Below are 19,649 nucleotides of genomic sequence, written 5' to 3' on the forward strand. Positions count from 1 at the left end.
GCCCCATCACTTATTTATTCACCTACAGCAGACGCGTCACAGGGAAGTTGAAGCATGCAAACAGCCGCACATCAGACCAACGCCAGCGCCTGGGGCGAACTCGATGCACTGGCCCGTCGCCTGCTGGCGAGCCAGCTTCAGGGGCTCGAGCTACGGCGCGTCGAGGACCTGCAAGCCCTGGCGGCCTGGCACGGCCAGGTCGCCCCGGGGTACCTGGAACTATGGCTTGCCGAGAGCCTGCGCTATGTGGCCGGTGTCGACGGCGCTGACGCCGAGGCGCTGTGGCAACAGTGGCACGCGCGCTTGCCCGAATGGCGCCAGGACCCCGATCTGGCGGCCCGGGCAGGGTTGCTCGACGCCTGCCTCAAGGGCTTGCCGGGGGTGCTGCGCGGTGAGCTGAGCGCCCCTGGCGTGCTGTTTCCTGGTGGCTCGATGAGCCTGGTGGAAGGGATCTACAAGCACAATCGCATTTCCGACTATTTCAATCAGGTATTGATCGAGGCGGTGTTGGCCCACCTCGAAAGCCGCCCGGCAGACGCCGAACCGCTGCGCATCCTGGAGATCGGCGCGGGCACCGGCGGCACCACGGCAGGCCTGCTGGCGGCGCTGGAGCCCTGGCGCTCGCAGCTGGGCGAATACTGCTACACCGATCTGTCACAGGCCTTCCTGCAACACGGCGTCGAGCAGTTCGCCGCCCATCACCCGTTTTTCCACACCCGGCTGTTCGATGTCTCGCGGCCTTGCGCCGAGCAGGGGATCGACGCCGATCACTATCACCTGGTGCTGGCGACCAATGTGCTGCACGCCACCCCGCAGATCCGCCAAACCCTGCGCAACGCCAAGGCCGTGCTGCGCAAGGGCGGTTTGCTGATGCTCAATGAAATCAGCCAGGCCTCGCTGTTCACCCACCTGAGCTTCGGCTTGCTCGAAGGTTGGTGGCTGCATCGCGATGGCGCCCTGCGCCTGCCGGGGTGCCCCGGTCTGTCGCCGGCGGCGTGGCAGGCGGTGCTGGAGCAGGAGGGATTTGGTCCGGTGCTGTTTCCTGCCCGGCAGGCCCATGCCCAGGGCCAGCAGATCATCCTGGCCGAGAGCGACGGCATCGTGCGTCAGCCCCTGCCCGAGAGCCGGCCGCCCAGCGCGGCAGCCGAGGCGCTCCGCGACTCTGCGCAGCCGCCGCTGGCGGGCCCGACCCGGAGCACCACCGCGGACGGCTGGCGACAACGGGTCACGGATTTCCTGCGCCAGCTGGTCAGCACCACGCTGAAGATTCCCGCCGCCAGGATGAGCCTGACCCGGCCGCTGGAAGACTATGGCCTGGACTCGATCCTGGTGGTGCGGCTGACCCACGCCTTCAGCGAGCATTTCGCCGCGGTGGACAGCGCGGTGTTCTTTGAAGTGCCGACCCTGGCGGCGCTGACCGAGCATTTTATCCAGCACCGCGGGGCGGAGCTTGAGCGGCTGTTGGGCCAGCTCGAGGCGCAAGGCCCGCAGACCGGCGTCAGCCCCGACGCCCCTGGGCAGCCCGCGCAGGCAGCGGAGCCGGGCGCGGACACTCGCATCGCCATCATCGGCCTCGACGGCCGTTATCCGGGCGCGCAGTCGATGGGCGAGCTGTGGCGCAACCTGGCGGGCGGCCAGTGCGCGGTGGCGCAGATCCCCAGCGAGCGCTGGGACTGGCGGCGCTATTTTGCCGAGGAGAAGGGGCTGCCCGGGCACCTCTATACGCGCTGGGGCGGTTTTATCGAGGGCATCGACCAGTTCGATCCGGCGTTTTTCAACCTTTCGCGCACCGAGGCCGAACGGATGGACCCGCAGGAGCGGCTGTTCCTGCAAGTGGCCTATCACAGTGTCGAAGACGCCGGCTACAACCCGGCGACCCTGCACCAACAGGGCGAGGTCGGGGTGTTTGTCGGGGTCATGAACGGCAGCTACAACCCCCTCAGCAACTACTGGTCGATTGCCAATCGGGTGTCTTACCAGCTGGATCTGCAAGGCCCGAGCCTGGCGGTCGACAGCGCCTGTTCGTCATCGCTGACGGCCATCCACCTGGCGGTGGAGAGCCTCAACAGTGGCAGCTGCCGGCTGGCGATTGCCGGCGGCATCAACCTGATCATCAACCCCCGGCACTACCTGAGCCTGTGCGAAATGATGATGCTGTCGCCCGGCGAACACTGCCGCGCCTTTGCTGACGAGGCCGACGGCTTTGTCGACGCCGAAGGGGTTGGCGCGGTGCTGCTCAAGCCGCTGGCCCAGGCCCTGGCCGATGGCGACCGGATCTATGGGGTGATTCGCGGCAGCGCGATCAACGCCGGTGGCAAGACCAACGGCTACACCGTGCCCAGCGCCGGCGCCCAGCAGCGGGTCCTGGAAAAAGCCCTGGCCCGGGCCGCCGTCGAGCCGCGGCAGATCAGCTACATCGAGGCCCACGGCACCGGCACCGCGTTGGGCGATCCCATCGAGATCAGCGGCCTGAGCCGGGTCTTTGCCCATGGCGGTGCGGCCCACTGCGCCATCGGCTCGATCAAGAGCAATATCGGTCACTGCGAAAGTGCCGCCGGCATCGCGGGCTTGAGCAAGGTGCTGCTGCAACTGCAGCACCGCCAGCTGGTACCGTCGCTGCACGCGGCGCAGCCCAATCCGAAGATCGATTTCCAGGGCACGCCGTTTCGCGTACAGCAGCAACTGGCACCCTGGGTCGTGGAGGGCGCGCCGCGCATGGCCGCGGTGTCCTCCTTTGGCGCCGGTGGCGCCAATGCGTCGCTGATCGTCGAGGAGCATTGCCCCAGCCTCGACCCGCGAGTGGCCATGCTCGGCCCCTGGCTGATCCTGCTCTCGGCCCGCGACCGGCAACGCCTGGGTGAGTCGGTGCTGCGCTTGCAGGGGTTCCTGGCCGGCGAGGAGGCGGCCAGGACCGCCATGGCCGACCTGGCGTGGACCCTGCAGACCGGGCGCGACGCCATGGCCGAGCGGCTGGCGCTGCTGGTTGAATCCCTGCCGCAGTTGCAGGAGTCGCTGGCGCGCTGGCTGGCTGGCGAAGAGTCGCAGACGCTGTTTCAGGGCCATAGCGACCCCTATGACCCGGCCCTGGAGAGCGCCGACTCGCTGCCGATCGACCAGTGGCTGGAGCAACGGCAACTGAGCGAACTGGCGCAAGCCTGGGTGCAGGGCGCAGTCGTCGACTGGCAGCAGCTCTATGGGCACGGCACGTATCGGCGGCCGCAGCGGATCAGCCTGCCGGGGTATCCCTTTGCCAGGAACAGCTACTGGATGCCGGGCCTGGCCCATCCGCCAGCCCCCCATGCGGCCGTGGTCGAGGTGCCCGCCGCGCAGGACTTGAGCCAGTGCTGCTACCTGCCGGGCTGGCAGGCGCAGACCGCCGATGAACCGGCTCCACCGCCGGGGGCAGGAGCGCGGGTGCTGGTGACCCTGGGCGAATCCGCCGAGGCGACCGAGGGCCTGCTGGCAGCCTTGGCCGAGCATCCTCAGGAGCTTGGCCAGGTGCTGCGGATCGACTGCGGCCCGGGGCCGACCCGGCTGTTGGCGGCGGGCCACTGGCACTGTGGCGATGCCGATCCGTCAGGCTTCTCGTCGATTCTGCCGGCGCTGGGCACGCTGGCGCAGCTGATGGTGATCAGCGCGCCAACGGCCGGTGAACTGGCGCCCTCGGCGCTGGCCGACAGCCTGCAGCACCACGAGTTGCCGCTGCTGCGGCTGTTCAAGGCATTGTCCGCGCAAGCGAGCGACGCCCGCGGCCTGGACTGTTTCCTGTTGTCCTTCGGCCGCTACGCCTTTGCCGGCGCGCCGCAACGGGGCAACCCGCTGGGGGCGGGCATGACCGGCCTGGGGTATGCGATGGCCCAGAGCGAGCATCGGGTGCACCTGCGCACGTTGGACCTCAACCTCGACGAACTGCAGAGCGCCGAAAGCCGACAACGCCTGCTGGCGCAGATCCTCGCCGAGCCGGCCTCGCAGCGCGGCGAGCCGGTCAAGCTCAGCCGCGGCGGGCGCTTTGTTCAGCAACTACGCCCGCTGCAACTGGCGGACCCTCGCAACAGCCGCTCGGCGCTGCAACAGCAGGGGGTCTACCTGATTCTCGGCGGTAGCGGGGTGATCGGGCAGGTGCTCAGCCGCCAGTTGATCGAGCACTATCAGGCCCGGGTGATCTGGCTGGGGCGCAAGCCTGCCGACCACCCGCAACTGCAGCAGAGCCTGAACGCCGGGCACCTGCGCGGCCGGGTCGACTACCTGCAGGTGGACGGCACCGATCTGGCGCAACTGCAGCAGGCCGTGGCCCAGGTCAATCAGCGCTACGGGCGGATCAATGGCGCGGTGTTCTCGGCCATGGTCTTTGATTTCGATAACAGCATCCAGCACACCAGCGAGGCGCAGTTTCAGCAGATTCTCGACATCAAGAGCCGTGGCAGCCTGAACTTCTATCAGGCGCTGGCCGAGCAGCCGCTGGATTTCCTCTGCTATTTCTCCTCCGGACAGGGCTTTGCCTTTTCCGGCGCGGCCAAGCTGTCGGCCTATGCCTGCGGCATCACCTTCGCCGATGCCTTTGCCGAGGCCATAGGCCCGGCGGCACGCTTTCCGGTCGGGGTGATCAACTGGGGGTTCTGGCGCGCTTCGCTGCAGGCCCAGGCCGTCAGCGAGCACCTGGATGCCCTCGACGATGAACAGGGCTTTGCCTGTTTCAGCCGGTTTGTCGCGCAACTGGCCAGCGGTTCGCTGCGCCGCTTGCTGTGCCTCCAGGCCTCGCCGGCCGTGCGCCAACTGATGGCCGTGCCCGAGGGCCAGCCCTTGCAGTTGCAGCCGCAGCCCTTGCCGCCCGCGGCGCTGCCGGGGATCGAGCTGGACCCCGCCGAGCACCAGCGCTTGCAGCAGTTGTTCGATCCGCAGCGACTCGACCAGTCCATTGCCGTGCTGCTGATGGTCCAGTTGCAGACCCTGGGGATCTTCATGACCCCCCAGGCGCAAAGCGCCGAACACTGGCGCCAGCAGGCCGGTATCAGCGAGCGCTTTGGGCGCTGGTGGCTGGAATGCCTGGCGATTCTGGTGGAGCACGGCTATCTGCGCCGGCAGGGTGAAGACTTTGCCGTGGCAACCACCATTGCCCGCACGCGCCATGGAGCGATCCTCGCGGCCTGGCAAACCCAGCGCGAGCAGTATTGCGCCGACCCCGAGCGCCGGGCGCAAGTGACCCTGATCGACGCTTGCCTGCTGCAACTGCCGGAAATCCTGACCGGGCAGGTCCAGGCCACCGACCTGCTGTTTCCGGACGGTTCCATGGAAAAGGTCGAGGGCATTTACCGGCACAACAGCCTGTCGGACTTTTTCAACCGGCAACTGGCCGCCCAGGTCAGCGCACAGGTTCAACAGTGGGTGGCGGCCGAGCCCGACCGCCCGCTGCGCCTGCTGGAAATCGGCGCTGGCACCGGCGGCACCACGGCGCCATTGCTGGCCGCCCTGGAACCCTGGGCCGCGCACCTTGGCGAATACTGCTACAGCGACCTCTCCCGGGCCTTCCTGCAGCACGGCGAAGCCAGCTTCGCGGCCGGCCGGCCTTACTTCACCACGCAGCTGCTGGACATCAGCCAGCCCCCGGACAGCGGCCAGGGCTATGACATCGTGGTCGCCACCAACGTGCTGCACGCCACCGCCAACATGCGCAGCACCCTGGCCCATGTCCGCGCGCTGTTGCGCAGCGGCGGCTTGCTGGCGTTGAACGAACTGAATCGCAAGACCTGCGCGGCCACAGTCACCTTCGGCCTGCTCGATGGCTGGTGGCTGTATGAGGACCCGGCGCTGCGCATCCCCGGTTCGCCGCTGATTGCCGAGCCGACCTGGCTCGAGCTGCTGTGGAGCAGCGGCTTCGAGCAGGTCCAACTGCATGTCCCGGCGTCAGTCGCCCTGGGGCAACAGATCATCACCGCCCACGGCGACGCCCTGGCGCTGCCCGCTTTTGCGCCGCCCCGGCCCGCCGCGCCGGCACCCGACAAGGAGTCCAGAGTGAACGAGCATCCTGCCAGCGGCACCCCAGCCCCCGAAGACGTTGCAGACCGACTGCAGCAGGTGATCATCGAGGCCCTGGCCAAGACCCTCAAGGCCGATGCCCAGGGCATCGGGGTACGCACGCCGTTTTCCGATTACGGCGTGGACTCGATTCTCGGCGTCGGCTTCGTCAAGCAACTGGGCAACCGGCTGGGGATCAAGCTCAACAGCGCGATCCTGTTCGAGCAGGCCACCGTGAGCAAGCTCCACCGCTACCTGCAACAGGCCCATGGCCCGCAGATTGCCCAGGCACTGGCGAGCGTTGCGAGCCCGCCCCAGGCCGCGATGAGCGCGACGCTGGACAACCCGGTGATGGCCGCGGCACTGGCCGGCGGCGACACCCCAAGCCCACTGGCGCCGCCGGGTGGCGGGCCGATTGCGGTGATCGGCATGGCTGGGCAGTTCCCCGGCGCCGAAAACGTCGAGCAACTCTGGGACAACCTGCTGGCCGGGAAGAACAGCGTGCAGGCACTGGGGCCGGACTACCTGCGGGCCGATGCCTACAGCGCCGACAGACGGCCGGGCACAAGCTATTGCAACCGCGCCGGCATACTCGAGGATCGCGACTGCTTCGATCCGCTGTTCTTCAACCTCACCCCCCACGAAGCGGAGTCGATGACCCCGCATCAGCGCCTGGTGCTGCAGGAAAGCTGGAAGGCCCTGGAGGATGCCGGGTACAACCCCATGGCACTGGCCGGGCAGGCGGTCAGCCTGTACGTCGGCGCCGAGCCGGGCGGTTATCACCACGACTCCTTCACCGGCAGCTCCGAGGCCATCGTCGCCTCGCGGCTGTCCTACTTTCTCGACCTCAAAGGCCCGGCGATGGTGATCAACACCGGTTGCTCGTCGTCCGCGGTAGCCATCCACCAGGCCTGTGAAAGCCTGCGCCACGGTGAAAGCCGCATGGCCCTGGCGGGCGGGGTCTATGCGCTGCTGGATCAGCGCGGGCTGATCAGCCTGTGCGCCATCGACATGCTCAGCCCCAGCGGCCAATGCCATGCCTTCGACGCGGCGGCCGACGGCACGGTGATTTCCGAAGGGGTGGCCATGGTGGTACTCAAGCGCCTGGAAGACGCCGAGGCCGACGGCGACCCGATCTACGCGCTGATCGAGGCTTCGGGGATCAACCAGGACGGGGTCAGCAACGGCATCACCGCGCCCAATGGCGAGGCGCAAGAGCAATTGTTGCGCGACACCTGGCACAGGTTCGGCATCGACCCCGCGCAGATCAGCTATGTCGAGGCCCATGGCACCGGCACCCGGCTGGGGGACCCGGTCGAAGCCAACGCTCTGATCCGCGCGTTCCGCGGCTCGACCGACGCCCAGGGCTACTGCGCGCTGGGCAGCGCCAAGGCCAACCTCGGCCACGCGGCCGCAGCGGCCGGGGTCATCGGCCTGATCAAGGTGCTGCTGTCGATCCGCCACGGCACCTTGCCGGCCATGCCGGGGTTCCAGCAGATCAACCCGCTGATCGATCTCGAACATTCGCCGTTCTACATCAACCGTCAGGCCCAAGCCTGGCAGGCCCCGGGCGGCGCGCGCCTGCTCGCCGCGCTCAATTCCTTTGGCCACAGCGGTACCAATGCGCACCTGGTGATCGGCCAATACTCGAATCCGCCGATCACCCAGGCGAGCACGGCGCCGGACGCCGTCAGCCGGGTTATTCCCCTGTCGGCCAAGACCGCCGAGAGCCTGCGCGACAACGCCCGGGCCCTGGCCCAGTGGCTGGAGCGCGGCGACGCCCCGCTGAGCCATATTGCCTTTACCCTGCAGACCGCCAGGGAGCCGATGCGGGTGAGGGCGGCGCTGGTGGTCAGCGACCTGGGGCAGTTGCGCAGCGAACTGCAGCGTCTGGCCAACGGCCAGGCGCCGACGCAGGTCACCGACGCCAGCGGGCAGTGGGCCAGGCAATGGGTGGACGGTGCCGCTATCGACTGGGCAGCGCTGTGGCCGGCCGGTTCGGCCCGGCGTATTCATCTGCCGGCCTACTCGTTTGCCAAGGAGCGCTATTGGGTCGAGCAGACGCCCCATGCGCTGTTGCAGACTGATGCGCCCGCAGCAGCACCGCTGCAGCTGCCCGCCAGTGGGCTGTTCCTGGCCCGCCCGGTCTGGCAGGAACCGCTCGGCACCTGCGTCGATGCCGAGGCTGACGTGGGCCAGTCGTTGCTGTTGTGGGTCGGCTTCAACCCGGCGCAAGTGGCGCAGTTGCAAGCCTTGAGCGCTGCCGCCGGCATCAGCGGCGAAGTGCTGGCCGGCGCCGGGAGTGGCCCGGCGGCCTGCTACCAGGCGCTGGCACTGGCGCTGATGCTGCGGGTGCAGGCCCTCAAGGGCCGGGTCCACGTGGAACTGATGATCGCCGAACAGACACCGCAGGATCGGCTCTACGCCGGCCTCGACGGCCTGCTGAAGACGGCGTGCCTGGAACAACCGGCGCTCAGTGCCCGTTGCCTGCTGGTCAGGGCCGAGCCCGGCCAAGGGTTGTCCGCCGCGCAACTGGCGTTGCTGCCGGCGCTCCTTGCGGCCCGCCACTCGCGCGCCAGCTCGGTATTGCAGCGCATCGGCCTGCTCGGGGAACACCAGGAGCTGCAATGGCAGGAACTGGCGGACGATGTCGCCGCCGGCGATGCCGGCGCCCGCCCGCTGTACAAAGACCGCGGGGTCTACCTGATCACCGGTGGCGCCGGGGGGCTGGGGCTGATCGTGGCCCGGGCGATTGCCGAGCAATGCCGGGAGGCGACCTTGATCCTGGTGGGGCGCTCGCTGCTGGATGCGCGCCAGCAGGCGCAGTTGCAGGCGATCCGTGACGCCGGTGCCCGCGTGGCCTATCACCCGCTCGACCTGACCGACGCCGAAGCGCTGGAACAGCTGATCGCCGGCATCTGCACGGCCCACGGTGGCCTCAACGGCGTGTTCCACGGCGCCGGCGTCAACCGCGACCGGTTGCTGGCCCTCAAGACCCCGCAGGACATGGTCGAGGTGTTCGCCGCCAAGGTGCTGGGCACCGACCTGCTGGACCGCGCCTGCCGTCACCTGTATCTGGACTTCTTCGTGCTGTTTTCCTCCTGCTCGGCGGTACTGGGCAGCATTGGCCAGGCCGATTACGCCGCGGCCAACGGTTTCCTCGATCAGTTTGCCGAGCTGCGCAACCAGCGCGTCGAACAGGGCCTGCGCTTTGGCCAGACCCTGTCGCTGAACTACCCGCTCTGGCGCGACGGCGGCATGCAGGTCAGTGCCGCCGACCAGGCCCATATCCGCCGCCAGACCGGCATGGTGCCGATGCAGTCGGTACATGGCCTGCAGGCGTTGCAACAGGGGCTGAGGGCCGGCCTGTCACGGCTGTTGGTGATCGAAGGCGATCTGGCGCAGATTCGCAGCCACTTTGGCGCCACCGAGGCGCTGGCGGCCGCGGCCGCACCGGATGTGCCGGAGCAGGCAGTCGACCGTGGGCAGCTCAAAGCGGCGATTGTGCAACGACTCAAGGCGCAGTTCTGTGCCGTCACCAAACTGCCGCCGGAGCGGGTCGAGAGCGACGCGCCGCTGGAGCAGTACGGCATCGACTCGATCATGATCATCCGCCTCAACCGGGCGCTGGAGGAGGTGTTCGCCGGCATGCCGGCGCTGCGTCCGGCAGAGCGCCTGTTGTCGAAAACGCTGTTTTTCGAGTACCACAGCCTGGAAGCGCTGAGCACCTACCTGGTGGCCGAGCATCACCGCGCCTGCCTGGTGTGGAGCGGGCTCGGCCAGGAGCCCAAAGCCGTGTCGGCCCCGGCGCCTGCCCAGCCGCCAGCCCCAGCCGCCCCAGCCGCTCCAGCCGCTGCAGCGGCGCCGCTGGCCGCCGCCGAGCCCATCGCCATTATCGGGATCAGTGGGCGCTATCCGCAGGCGGCCGATCTCGACCAGTACTGGCACAACCTCAAGGAAGGCCGCGACAGCATCACCGAGATCCCGCCCCAGCGCTGGCCGCTCGAAGGTTTCTACGTGGACTCGGTCGCCGAGGCGCTGAAGCAGGCACGCAGCTACAGCAAATGGGGCGGTTTCATCGACGGTTTTGCCGATTTCGATCCGCTGTTTTTCAATATCTCGCCCCGTGAGGCGGTCAACATGGACCCTCAGGAGCGGCTGTTCCTGCAGTCCTGCTGGCAGTGCCTGGAGGACGCCGGGATCACCAAGGCCGATCTGGCTCGACAGTATCAGGGCCAGGTCGGGGTGTTTGCCGGGATCACCAAGACCGGCTACGGCCTCTATGGGCCGGCCTTGCGTGAGCAGGGCCAACAGGTCTTTCCGCGCACCTCGTTCAGTTCCACGGCCAACCGGGTTTCCTACGTGCTGGACCTCAACGGGCCCAGCGAACCGGTGGACACCATGTGTTCGTCGTCCCTGACCGCGCTGCACCGGGCCTGCGAAAGCCTGCGCCGGGGCGAGTGCCGGATGGCCTTCGCCGGTGGGGTCAACCTGTACCTGCATCCGTCCAACTACGTGGAATTGAGCGCCGGGCAGATGCTCTCCAAGGACGGCCGCTGCCGCAGCTTCGGTGAAGGCGGCAACGGCTTCGTGCCGGGCGAGGGGGTCGGCTCGGTGCTGCTCAAGCCCTTGTCCCAGGCCCTGGCCGACCGCGACAACATCCATGCGCTGATCCGCGCCGTGGCGGTCAACCATGGCGGCAAGACCAACGGCTATACCGTGCCCAATCCCCAGGCCCAGGCCAGGGTGATTCGCCTGGCCATCGACCAGGCCGGGCTCGATGCCAGCCAGATCAGCTACATCGAGGCCCATGGCACCGGCACCGAGTTGGGGGACCCCATTGAAGTCAGCGGCCTGACCCAGGCGTTCGCCCAGGACGGCGTGGCCCTGGGCCACTGTGCACTGGGTTCGGTCAAAGCCAATATCGGCCACCTGGAAGGTGCCGCCGGCATCGCCGGGGTCAGCAAGGTCGTGCTGCAGCTCAAGCACAAGCAGTTGGTGCCCAGCCTGCATGCCGCCGCCCTCAACCCCAATCTGCGGCTGGAGGCCACGCCGTTCTACCTGCAACAGACCCTGGGCGACTGGTGCCCGCCAGGCGCCGGGCCGCGTATTGCCGGGGTGTCGTCCTTTGGTGCCGGCGGCGCCAACGCCCACGTGCTGCTCCAGGAACACGACGAATACCGCGAGCCGCCGGATGCCGGCGATGCCGAAGTGATTCTGCTGTCGGCCCGGGACATGGCGCGCCTGGTCGACTATGCCCGGGCGCTGCTGGCCTATGTGCAGGCGCGGCCGGCGCTGTCGGGCGCCGATCTGGCGAACCTGGCGTACACCCTGCAGCACGGCCGGGAAATGATGACGGCGCGACTCGGCCTGATCGTTGATTCCCCCGCTGCGCTGGCCAGCCGGTTGCGCGGCTTCATCGACGCCCCCGACGCCTCGCAGCCCGGCCTGTACAGCGGCGACCTGCAGGGCAAGCGCCCGGCCGCCCGGGCCGATGCCGAGCGCGCGGCAGAGCACGAGCAGTGGGCCCGCAATGGCGAACTGCAGGCGCTGCTGCAGGCCTGGGTCACAGGCGAGGTCATCGACTGGTCGCAGCTCCTGGCCCGGCGCAGCGGGGCGCTGCCGTACCGGATCAGCGTGCCGGTCTACCCCTTTGCCCGGGAACGGTTCTGGTTGCCGCTGGCCCCGCCGGCAGCGACAGCGGTGGTTGCGCCTGAGCACGCCCCGGCGCCGGGCACCAGCGCCAGTGACCGCCTGAGCTATGTAGCTCGCTGGCAGGCCGAAGGGCAGGCGGGCGAGACCCCGGCCGCGTCCCTTGCAGGCAGCGAGCACCGCTGCGTGCTGATCGTCGGCGCCGCGGCGCTGCGCCCGGTGGCCGAGGCGCTCACCGCGCACTACCTGCTCAGTGCCGGTTTTGTCACCGGCGCAGGCCGGGTGATCCGCCTGGAACCGGGCACGCAAACGCTCCGTCTGGCGCCGGATCACTGGTCACTGGACGCCTCTGACGAACAGGCGCTGGAGCAATGCCTGGGCGCCTGCACGGCCATCGACTGCCTGTATTTCTTCGGCGATCACGCCGCAGCCGATCACTGGCAGGCCCAGCTCGACAGCCCGATCACCCATGAACGCCTGCTGCTGCGCCTGATCAAGTGGCTCAAGGCGCACAGCACATGCCAGGCCATCGACAGTTACATCGTCAGCCAGGACAACTTCGACATCAGCGGTGAAACGGTGAATGCCATGGGCGGCGGCCTGACGGGCATGGCCTATGCGCTTGCCCAGGGCGAACACCGCTTCCGGGTGCGCAACCTGGACGTCGCCAGCGCTGAACTGGCCGACAACCGCCGTCGTCCGCGCCTGCTGCAACAGTTGCAGGAGGAGGGCGGGCTGGCCCGGGGCGAGGTGCTGGGCCTGCGTGACGGCGTGCGCTATCGCCAGCGCATTTTCCCGTTGAACTGGCAGCCCCAGCCGCCGCTGGCCGACGGCCGCTTTGTCACTGCGGCGCTCAAGCAGGGCGGTGTCTATGTGATTCTCGGGGGCGGCGGCACGGTGGGCAGCATCATCAGCCGCTATTTGCTGGCCGACTATCAGGCCCGGGTCATCTGGCTCGGACGCAGTGACGCCGCCGATCCCAAGGTGCAGCAGCGGCTTGCCCGCTGCCTGCCGCAGGGCCAGGGCGGGGCGGGGCAGTTGCACTACCTGCAGGCCGACGCCAACGATCCGGCGTCGCTGCAACGGGCGGTGGCCGAGATCAAGCAGCAGCATGGGGCGATCAGCGGGGCGATCTATTCCGCCGTGGTGTTCAACCATGAAGACCCCATCAGCCGCATTCCCGAAGCGCAGTTCGACGCCATCCTGCAGGTGAAAAGCCGCGGCGGCATCGAGTTCTACCGGGCCCTGGCCCGGGAGCCGCTGGATTTCCTCTGCTACTTCTCGTCCGGGCAGAGCTTTGCCTTCTCCGGCGCGGCACGGTTGGGGGCCTATGCCGCCGGGATCACCTTCGGCGACACCCTGGTGCGCAGCCTGCGACAGCAGGCGGCATTCCCGGTAGGGGCGATCAACTGGGGGTTCTGGCTGTCGTCGCTGACCGAGCAACAGGCGCTGGACCCGACTGCGCAGCCCATGAGCCGCCACGCCGGGGCGCTGGAGGACCGCGAAGGCTTCGAGTGCTTTGCGCGCTTTGTCGAGGCCCTGCGCCACGGCCAGCTCGATCAGGTGCTGTGCATGGCCGCCTCGGCGCCCGTCCAGCAACTGATGCAACTGCAACCCCGGCCCGTGGTCCTTGGCCGCAGCGGCGAGCCGGCCACTGACGACGACGGTTGTGCCGCCTACCGCGAGGCGGCAGCGCCCCTGCTGGCGGCCCACGACCCGTTGCCGTTCGACCGCGCCCTGGCGGCCATGACCCTGGTGCAACTGCAGCGCATGGGCCTGTTCAGCCAGCCCGGGCAGTTTGCCGACAGCCAGGCGCTGCGCCGTCAGGCCGGTATCGGCGAGGCCTATGGTCGCTGGTGGACCACCAGCCTGGACCTCCTGCACGAGCAGGGGCTGGTGCAACGCCAGGGCACCCAGGTGGCGGTGAGCGAGACGCCGGACCTGGAGCCACTGGAGCAATGCTGGTGCGAGCTCAGGGATCGGTTGCTCGCCGAGCCGCAACGCCGGGCCCAGGTGGAACTGGTCGACGCCTGCCTGCAACAGCTGCCGGCGATACTCGGCGGGCGGACCCAGGCCACCGATGTGATGTTCCCCAACGGTTCGATGGACAAGGTCGAGGGCGTCTATCGCCACAACGCCTTGTCCGACTACTTCAACCAGGTGCTGGCCGGCGTGGTGCAGCAACACCTGGCGGCCTTGTCTGGCCGCGAGCCGCAGCGGCCGATCCGCATCCTGGAAATCGGCGCCGGCACCGGTGGCACCAGTTCCATCGTGCTGCCGGCCCTGCACCCCTGGCGTGAGCGGATCGCCGAATACTGCTACACCGACATCTCCCAGGCGTTCCTGATGTACGCCAGGAAAACCTATGGCCCGGCCCATCCGTTCCTGCGCTATCAGCTGTGGAACGTCGAACAGTCGCCCCAGGCCCAGGGGCTGGAGCCGGGCAGCTACGACATCGTGATTGCCGCCAACGTGCTGCACGCCACCAGCAGCATTCGGCGCACCCTGGCCCATGCCGCGGCATTGCTGCGCAGCGGCGGGGTGCTGCTGCTCAATGAAATCAGCGACAGGTCGCTGTTCGCCCACCTGACATTCGGTCTGCTCAAGGGCTGGTGGCTGTATGAAGACCCCGAGCTGCGCATCCCCGGCACCCCGGCCCTGTATCCGCAGAGCTGGGCCCGGGTGCTGGGCGAGAGCGGCTTCCACGGCGTGACCTTTCCGGCGCAATGCGCCCACGGCCTGGGCCAGCAGATTGTCGTGGCCCAGCGCGATGGCTCCGCAGGCCTGACGCTGCCGGCTGCGGCCGAAGCGCCGCAGGCCATGCCCCAGGCCCCGCGCCCGGTGCCCGTTGTTGCTGGCGGCGAGGGGCGCGAGGTGCTCAACGCCCTCAACGCCCTGGTGCTCGATGGCCTGGCCAAGACACTGCAGCTGGAGCCCGGACGGATCCAGGCCGATCAGCCCTTTGCCGACTACGGCATCGATTCCATCCTCGGGGTGAGCTTTGTCAGCCACATTGGCGAGGCGCTGGAGACGTCGCTCAACACCGCCTTGCTGTTCGACTATCCATCGCTGGAGAGCCTGGTGGGCTATCTGCTGGAGCAATACCCGGCGCAGTGCGCACGCCTGGGCGCAGGTGCAGCGCCCCCGGTGGCCGCCATGCCCGTGCCATCCGGGCAGCAACTGGAGGCCGCGTTTCTCAGCGGCGAACTGGCAATCGAAGAATTGCTGACCCTCGTCAACCACAGCACCGCGGCCAGCCACGGCGCCGCACAGGCCACAGCCAGGAAAGGACACTCATGAGCAGCCAAGCATTTCAATCCATCATTGCCCGGCTGCAACAGGGCCAGATCAGCGCCGACGAGGCTCGGCAGCTGCTGCAGCAGCTCAAGGCACGGACCCAGGCCAGCGCCACCGCGCCGGCCCACGAGGACATTGCCGTGATCGGCATGTCGGGGCAATTTCCCGGTGCCGAGAATGTCGAGCGCTTCTGGCACAACCTGAGCACCGGAGCCGACGGCGTGGTCGAGCTGGGCGAGCGCTATCTGGACCTGCAACGCAGCTATTCGGCCGAGCGCCAGCCCGGCAAGACCTACTGCAAGTGGGGCGGCATCCTGGAGCAGCGCGACGATTTCGATCCGCTGTTCTTCAATATTTCGCCCCGGGATGCGGAGTCGATGAACCCCCACCAGCGGCTGATCCTGCAGGAAAGCTGGAAAGCCCTGGAAGATGCCGGCTACAACCCGAAAAGCTTTCGCGACCAGGCGGTGGGAATCTTTGTCGGGGCGGAGCCGAGCGGCTATTTCCACGAAACCTTCATTGGCGCGTCCGACGCGCTCATTGCCTCGCGGCTCTCCTATTTCCTGGACTTCAAGGGGCCGGCGCTGGTGGTCAACACCGGCTGTTCCTCCTCGGCCACGGCCATTCACCTGGCCTGTGAAAGCCTGCGCAACCAGGAGGCCGACCTGGCGCTGGCCGGTGGGGTGTTCGCCACCCTGGGCGAGCCCGGGCTGATCAGCCTGGCGCAAATGGACATGCTCTCGCCCAGCGGCCGCTGCCATACCTTCGATCAGCGCAGTGACGGCATTGTGCTGTCCGAAGCGGTGGGCATGCTGACCCTCAAGCGCCTGTCCCGGGCCCTGGCCGACGGCGATCCGATCCACGGGGTGATCTGCGCCTCGGGGATGAACCAGGACGGTGCCAGCAACGGCATCACCGCCCCCAGCGGCCAGGCCCAGGAACGCTTGATCAGCGAGCTGTACCGCCGTTTCGCCATCGACCCGCGGCAGATCAGCTATGTCGAGGCCCATGGCACCGGCACGCCACTGGGCGATCCGGTGGAAGTCAACGCCCTGGTCCGGGCGTTCCGCCAGTTCACCGGCGACACCGGCTTTTGCGCCCTGGGCAGCGCCAAGGCGCACATCGGCCATGCGTCGGCGGCGGCCGGGGTGGTCAGCCTGATCAAGATCCTGCTGTCGATGAAGCACGGGCAGTTGCCGGGGCTGCTGAATTTCGAGCAGCTCAACCCGCGGATCGAACTGGCCGGCTCGGCGTTCCATATCCATCGCGAGCCCCGGGCGTGGCTCGCCAGCGCGCCGAAGATGGCCGCGCTGAACTCCTTTGGCCACAGCGGCACCAATGTGCACATGGTCATCCGCCAAGCCCCCGACCCGGTCGCGACAGCGCTCGACGACGCCGCGCAACCCTGCCTGGTGCCCCTGTCGGCCCGCACCGCCGAGAGCCTCAAGCGCTATGCCCGGCGGGTGCGCCAGGCCTTGCTGGACCCGGCGCTGCGCCTGAAGGACCTGGCCTACACCCTGCAAACCGGGCGAATGGCCCAGGCCCAGCGGCTGATATTCCTGTGTGCCGACAAGGACCAGCTGCGCCACTTGCTGAATGATTGGCTGGACGGCCGCAGTTCCCGGCATTGCTGGGCCGGGCAGGCGGAGGCGGGGCCCGGCGCGCAGATCGCGCTGCCGGCCAGCGTCGACCAGGACAGCCTGCAATCGCTGGCCGTGGCCTGGGCGGCGGGCGGCACGCTCGACTGGGCCGGGTTGCATCGTCAGCACCCCGGCGACGCCCGCCGAGTGCATGTGCCGGTCTATCCGTTTGCCCGGCAGAACTTCTGGATCGCCCCGGCGCAACGGGGCGCGGCAGGCGGCGCGGCCAGCAGCGCAAGTGCGGCCGCCCCCCGGCCCCTGCATCCCTTTCTCGGGCGCGACACTTCCGATTCCCGCTGCCAGCGCTTTAGCAGCGTGTTTGATGGCGAGGAGTTTTTCCTCAAGCAGCACGTGGTGGGCGGGCAACGGATTTTCCCCGGTGTCGCCCACCTGGAAATGGCCCGGGCGGCAGTGGCGTTGGCCACGGGAGGGCACTCTGCATCCTTCACCCAGGTGGTGTGGCTGCGGCCCTTGATCATCGGCGCCCGGCCCCGGCAGGTGAATATCGAGCTGATCCGGGACGAGGACGCGCAACTGCGTTTTGAAATCTCCAGCCGCGAGCTGGACCCGCTCTCCGCGCAGGCCACCGGCGAGCCCTTGCTGCACAGCCAGGGGCTGGTCGGTCTGGCCCCGTCGCCGCAGCCGCCGCAGGTCGATCTGGCGGCGCTCAAGGCACGCATGAACGGCGGCCAGCTCAGCGCCCGGCAGTGCTACGACGCCTATCGGGCGATGACCTTTGAGCACGGTCCGGCCTACCAGGGCCTGCAATCGGTGGCCCTGGGCCACGGCGAGGTGCTGGCGCAACTGCAAGTGCCCGACTGCCAGCGCGACAGCCTGGCGGACTACGTGTTGCACCCCGCGCTGATGGATTCGGCGCTGCAGGCCGCCATCGCCCTGAGCCTGGGCGCCGAGGTGGTGCTCAGCGAAGACGAGCGCCAGCATTTGCCGTCCCTGGCCCGGCCAACCCTGCCGTTTGCCCTGGAAGGCTTGCAGGTCCTGGAGCACTGCAGCGAACGAATGTGGGCGCGGGTGAGCTATGCCGAGCGCCGCGCCGACCAGCAGGCCGACAGCGGCTTGCAGCGTTTGAACATCGAGCTGCTGGATCAGCACGGCACCCCCTGCGTGGTGATGCAGGGCTTCACCTCGCGGGTGCTCAACCCCGTGGATGCCCCGGCCGACAACGCGTCGGAGCCGCCGCAGACCCTGTTGTTCCAGCCCCGCTGGCTGGAGCAGGCGGCACCGGCGGGGGCGCCAGTGGACGTGGGCCAGCGCCTGATCCTGCTCAGTGGCTTTGACCCGCAGATCGCCGCCAAGGCGCAGCAGCAACTGACCGCCCAGGACCCCAGGTGCCGTTGCACGGTACTGGAGCCTGTCGAGGCCGATTGCGCTGCGGACTATCAACAGCTGGCCCTGCTGCTGTTGCAGCACATCCGTCCATTGCTGGCGGGCAGCGGCCGGCGTTTGCTCCAGCTGGCGGTGCACGACCCGGCCGGTGACCGGCTGGTCGGTGGCCTGGCGGCCATGTTGCGCAGCCTGCAGTTGGAGCTGCCGGAAGTGACGGGCCAGGTGCTCGAACTGGATGACCAGCAGGCGCTGGTGCAACGCCTGACGGAGAATGCCGCGGCCGCCGAGGTGGGGATTCGCTACCGGGACGGCCGGCGTCAGGTGCAGCACTGGCAGCCTTGTCCGCCGGTGGATCTGGCGATCGATGCGCCGTGGAAGGACCGTGGGGTGTACCTGATCACCGGCGGCCTGGGCGGCCTCGGCCGGCTGTTCGCCCAAGCCATCGCGGCCAGTGTCAGCGGTGCCACCTTGATCCTCACCGGCCGTTCGCCCCTGGCGGCGCACAGCCTGGCCGGGCTGGATCCGGGGCGCAACCGGATCGAGTACCGGCAACTGGATGTCAGCGACGCACCGGCGGTCCAACGCCTGATCGACGCCATCGTCGCCGAATACCGGAGCCTTGACGGCGTCTTGCACAGCGCCGGGGTGATCCGCGACAGCCTGCTGATCAACAAGCAGGACGACGAACTCCGGCAGGTGATGGCCGCCAAGGTGGCCGGGACCTGCAACCTCGACCGCGCCACCGCCGGCCTGGCACTGGATTTCTGGATCGGCTTTTCCTCGGGCACCGGCGTGGTCGGCAATGTCGGCCAGGCGGACTACGCGGCCGCCAACGGGTTCATCGACCGCTACGCCGCTTACCGCCAGCAGCTCACCGCCCGGGGACTGCGCCGTGGCCTGAGCCTGGCGATCAACTGGCCGCTGTGGAAAGACGGCGGCATGCAGGTCGATGCCGCCACCGCGCAGCACATGGCTGACAGCGCCGGCCTGCAGGCGATGCCCAGCAACGCCGGGATTCATGCCTTGCGCCAGTGTGTGGCGCTGGCATTGCCCCAGGTGCTGGTGATGCACGGGCAGCCTGAGCCGATTAGCGCCCTGGTGACCGGTGCTCCCCGGGCCTCGCTGGCGCCGGTGGCCGCTGCCTCGCCGGCGGCGCCCTTGACTGACACCCTGTTGCGGGCACTGACCGAGCTGATGTCGGCGCAGATGAAAATCCCTGCCGGCGATATCCGTGCGGATGTGGAGTTCAGCCAGTACGGTTTCGACTCCATCAGCCTGACCACCCTGGCCAACACCCTGAAACAGCAATGGCGGCTCAGCCTGGCGCCGACGATCTTCTTTGAACACGCAACGCTGGGGCGTTTCGCGGCCTATCTGCAGCGCGAGCACTCGGCGGCGCTGGCCGCCAGGTTTGCTGTGCCGACCGCCACGCCGACCACGCCGCCCCGGCCGCAATCGGCTCGGGCGGCCCCGCGTCCGCAACCCGACGCCACCCTGGCGCGGCCGACAGCGCCCGCCACCCTGGAGGACGACGAAATCGCGGTGATCGGCATCAGCGGCCGTTTTCCGATGGCCGAGGACATCCAGCAGTTTTTCCACAACCTCAAGGACGGGCGCGACTGCATCAGCGAGATTCCCGCCAACCGCTGGGACTGGCGTGAGTACTACGGCGACCCGCACCGCGAAGTGGACAAGACCAACGTC

General features: G+C 68.4%; 2 protein-coding genes (1 of these 2 only partly in view). Both read left to right on the top strand.

The features are described 5' to 3' along the window. Nucleotides 1-54: 54 nt before the first annotated feature. Nucleotides 55-14,964, top strand: coding sequence for an SDR family NAD(P)-dependent oxidoreductase (locus POS17_RS14685; RefSeq protein WP_173655898.1), 14,910 nt, complete (start codon nt 55-57; stop codon nt 14,962-14,964). Beyond that, nucleotides 14,961-19,649 carry the start of an SDR family NAD(P)-dependent oxidoreductase gene (locus POS17_RS14690; protein WP_060839240.1) on the top strand. Its footprint extends 7,392 nt past the window's final position, so the window shows 4,689 of its 12,081 coding nt (coding positions 1-4,689); the start codon lies at nt 14,961-14,963; the stop codon falls past the right edge of the window. The genes POS17_RS14685 and POS17_RS14690 overlap by 4 nt, the downstream gene beginning before the upstream one ends.

It is taken from the genome of Pseudomonas sp. Os17 (genome assembly GCF_001547895.1).
Classification (GTDB): Bacteria; Pseudomonadota; Gammaproteobacteria; order Pseudomonadales; family Pseudomonadaceae; genus Aquipseudomonas.

Bases quoted from the DNA above. Each gene is read 5' to 3' on its own strand.
- POS17_RS14685 (WP_173655898.1), top strand. From the start codon at position 55: ATGCAAACAGCCGCACATCAGACCAACGCCAGCGCCTGGGGCGAACTC.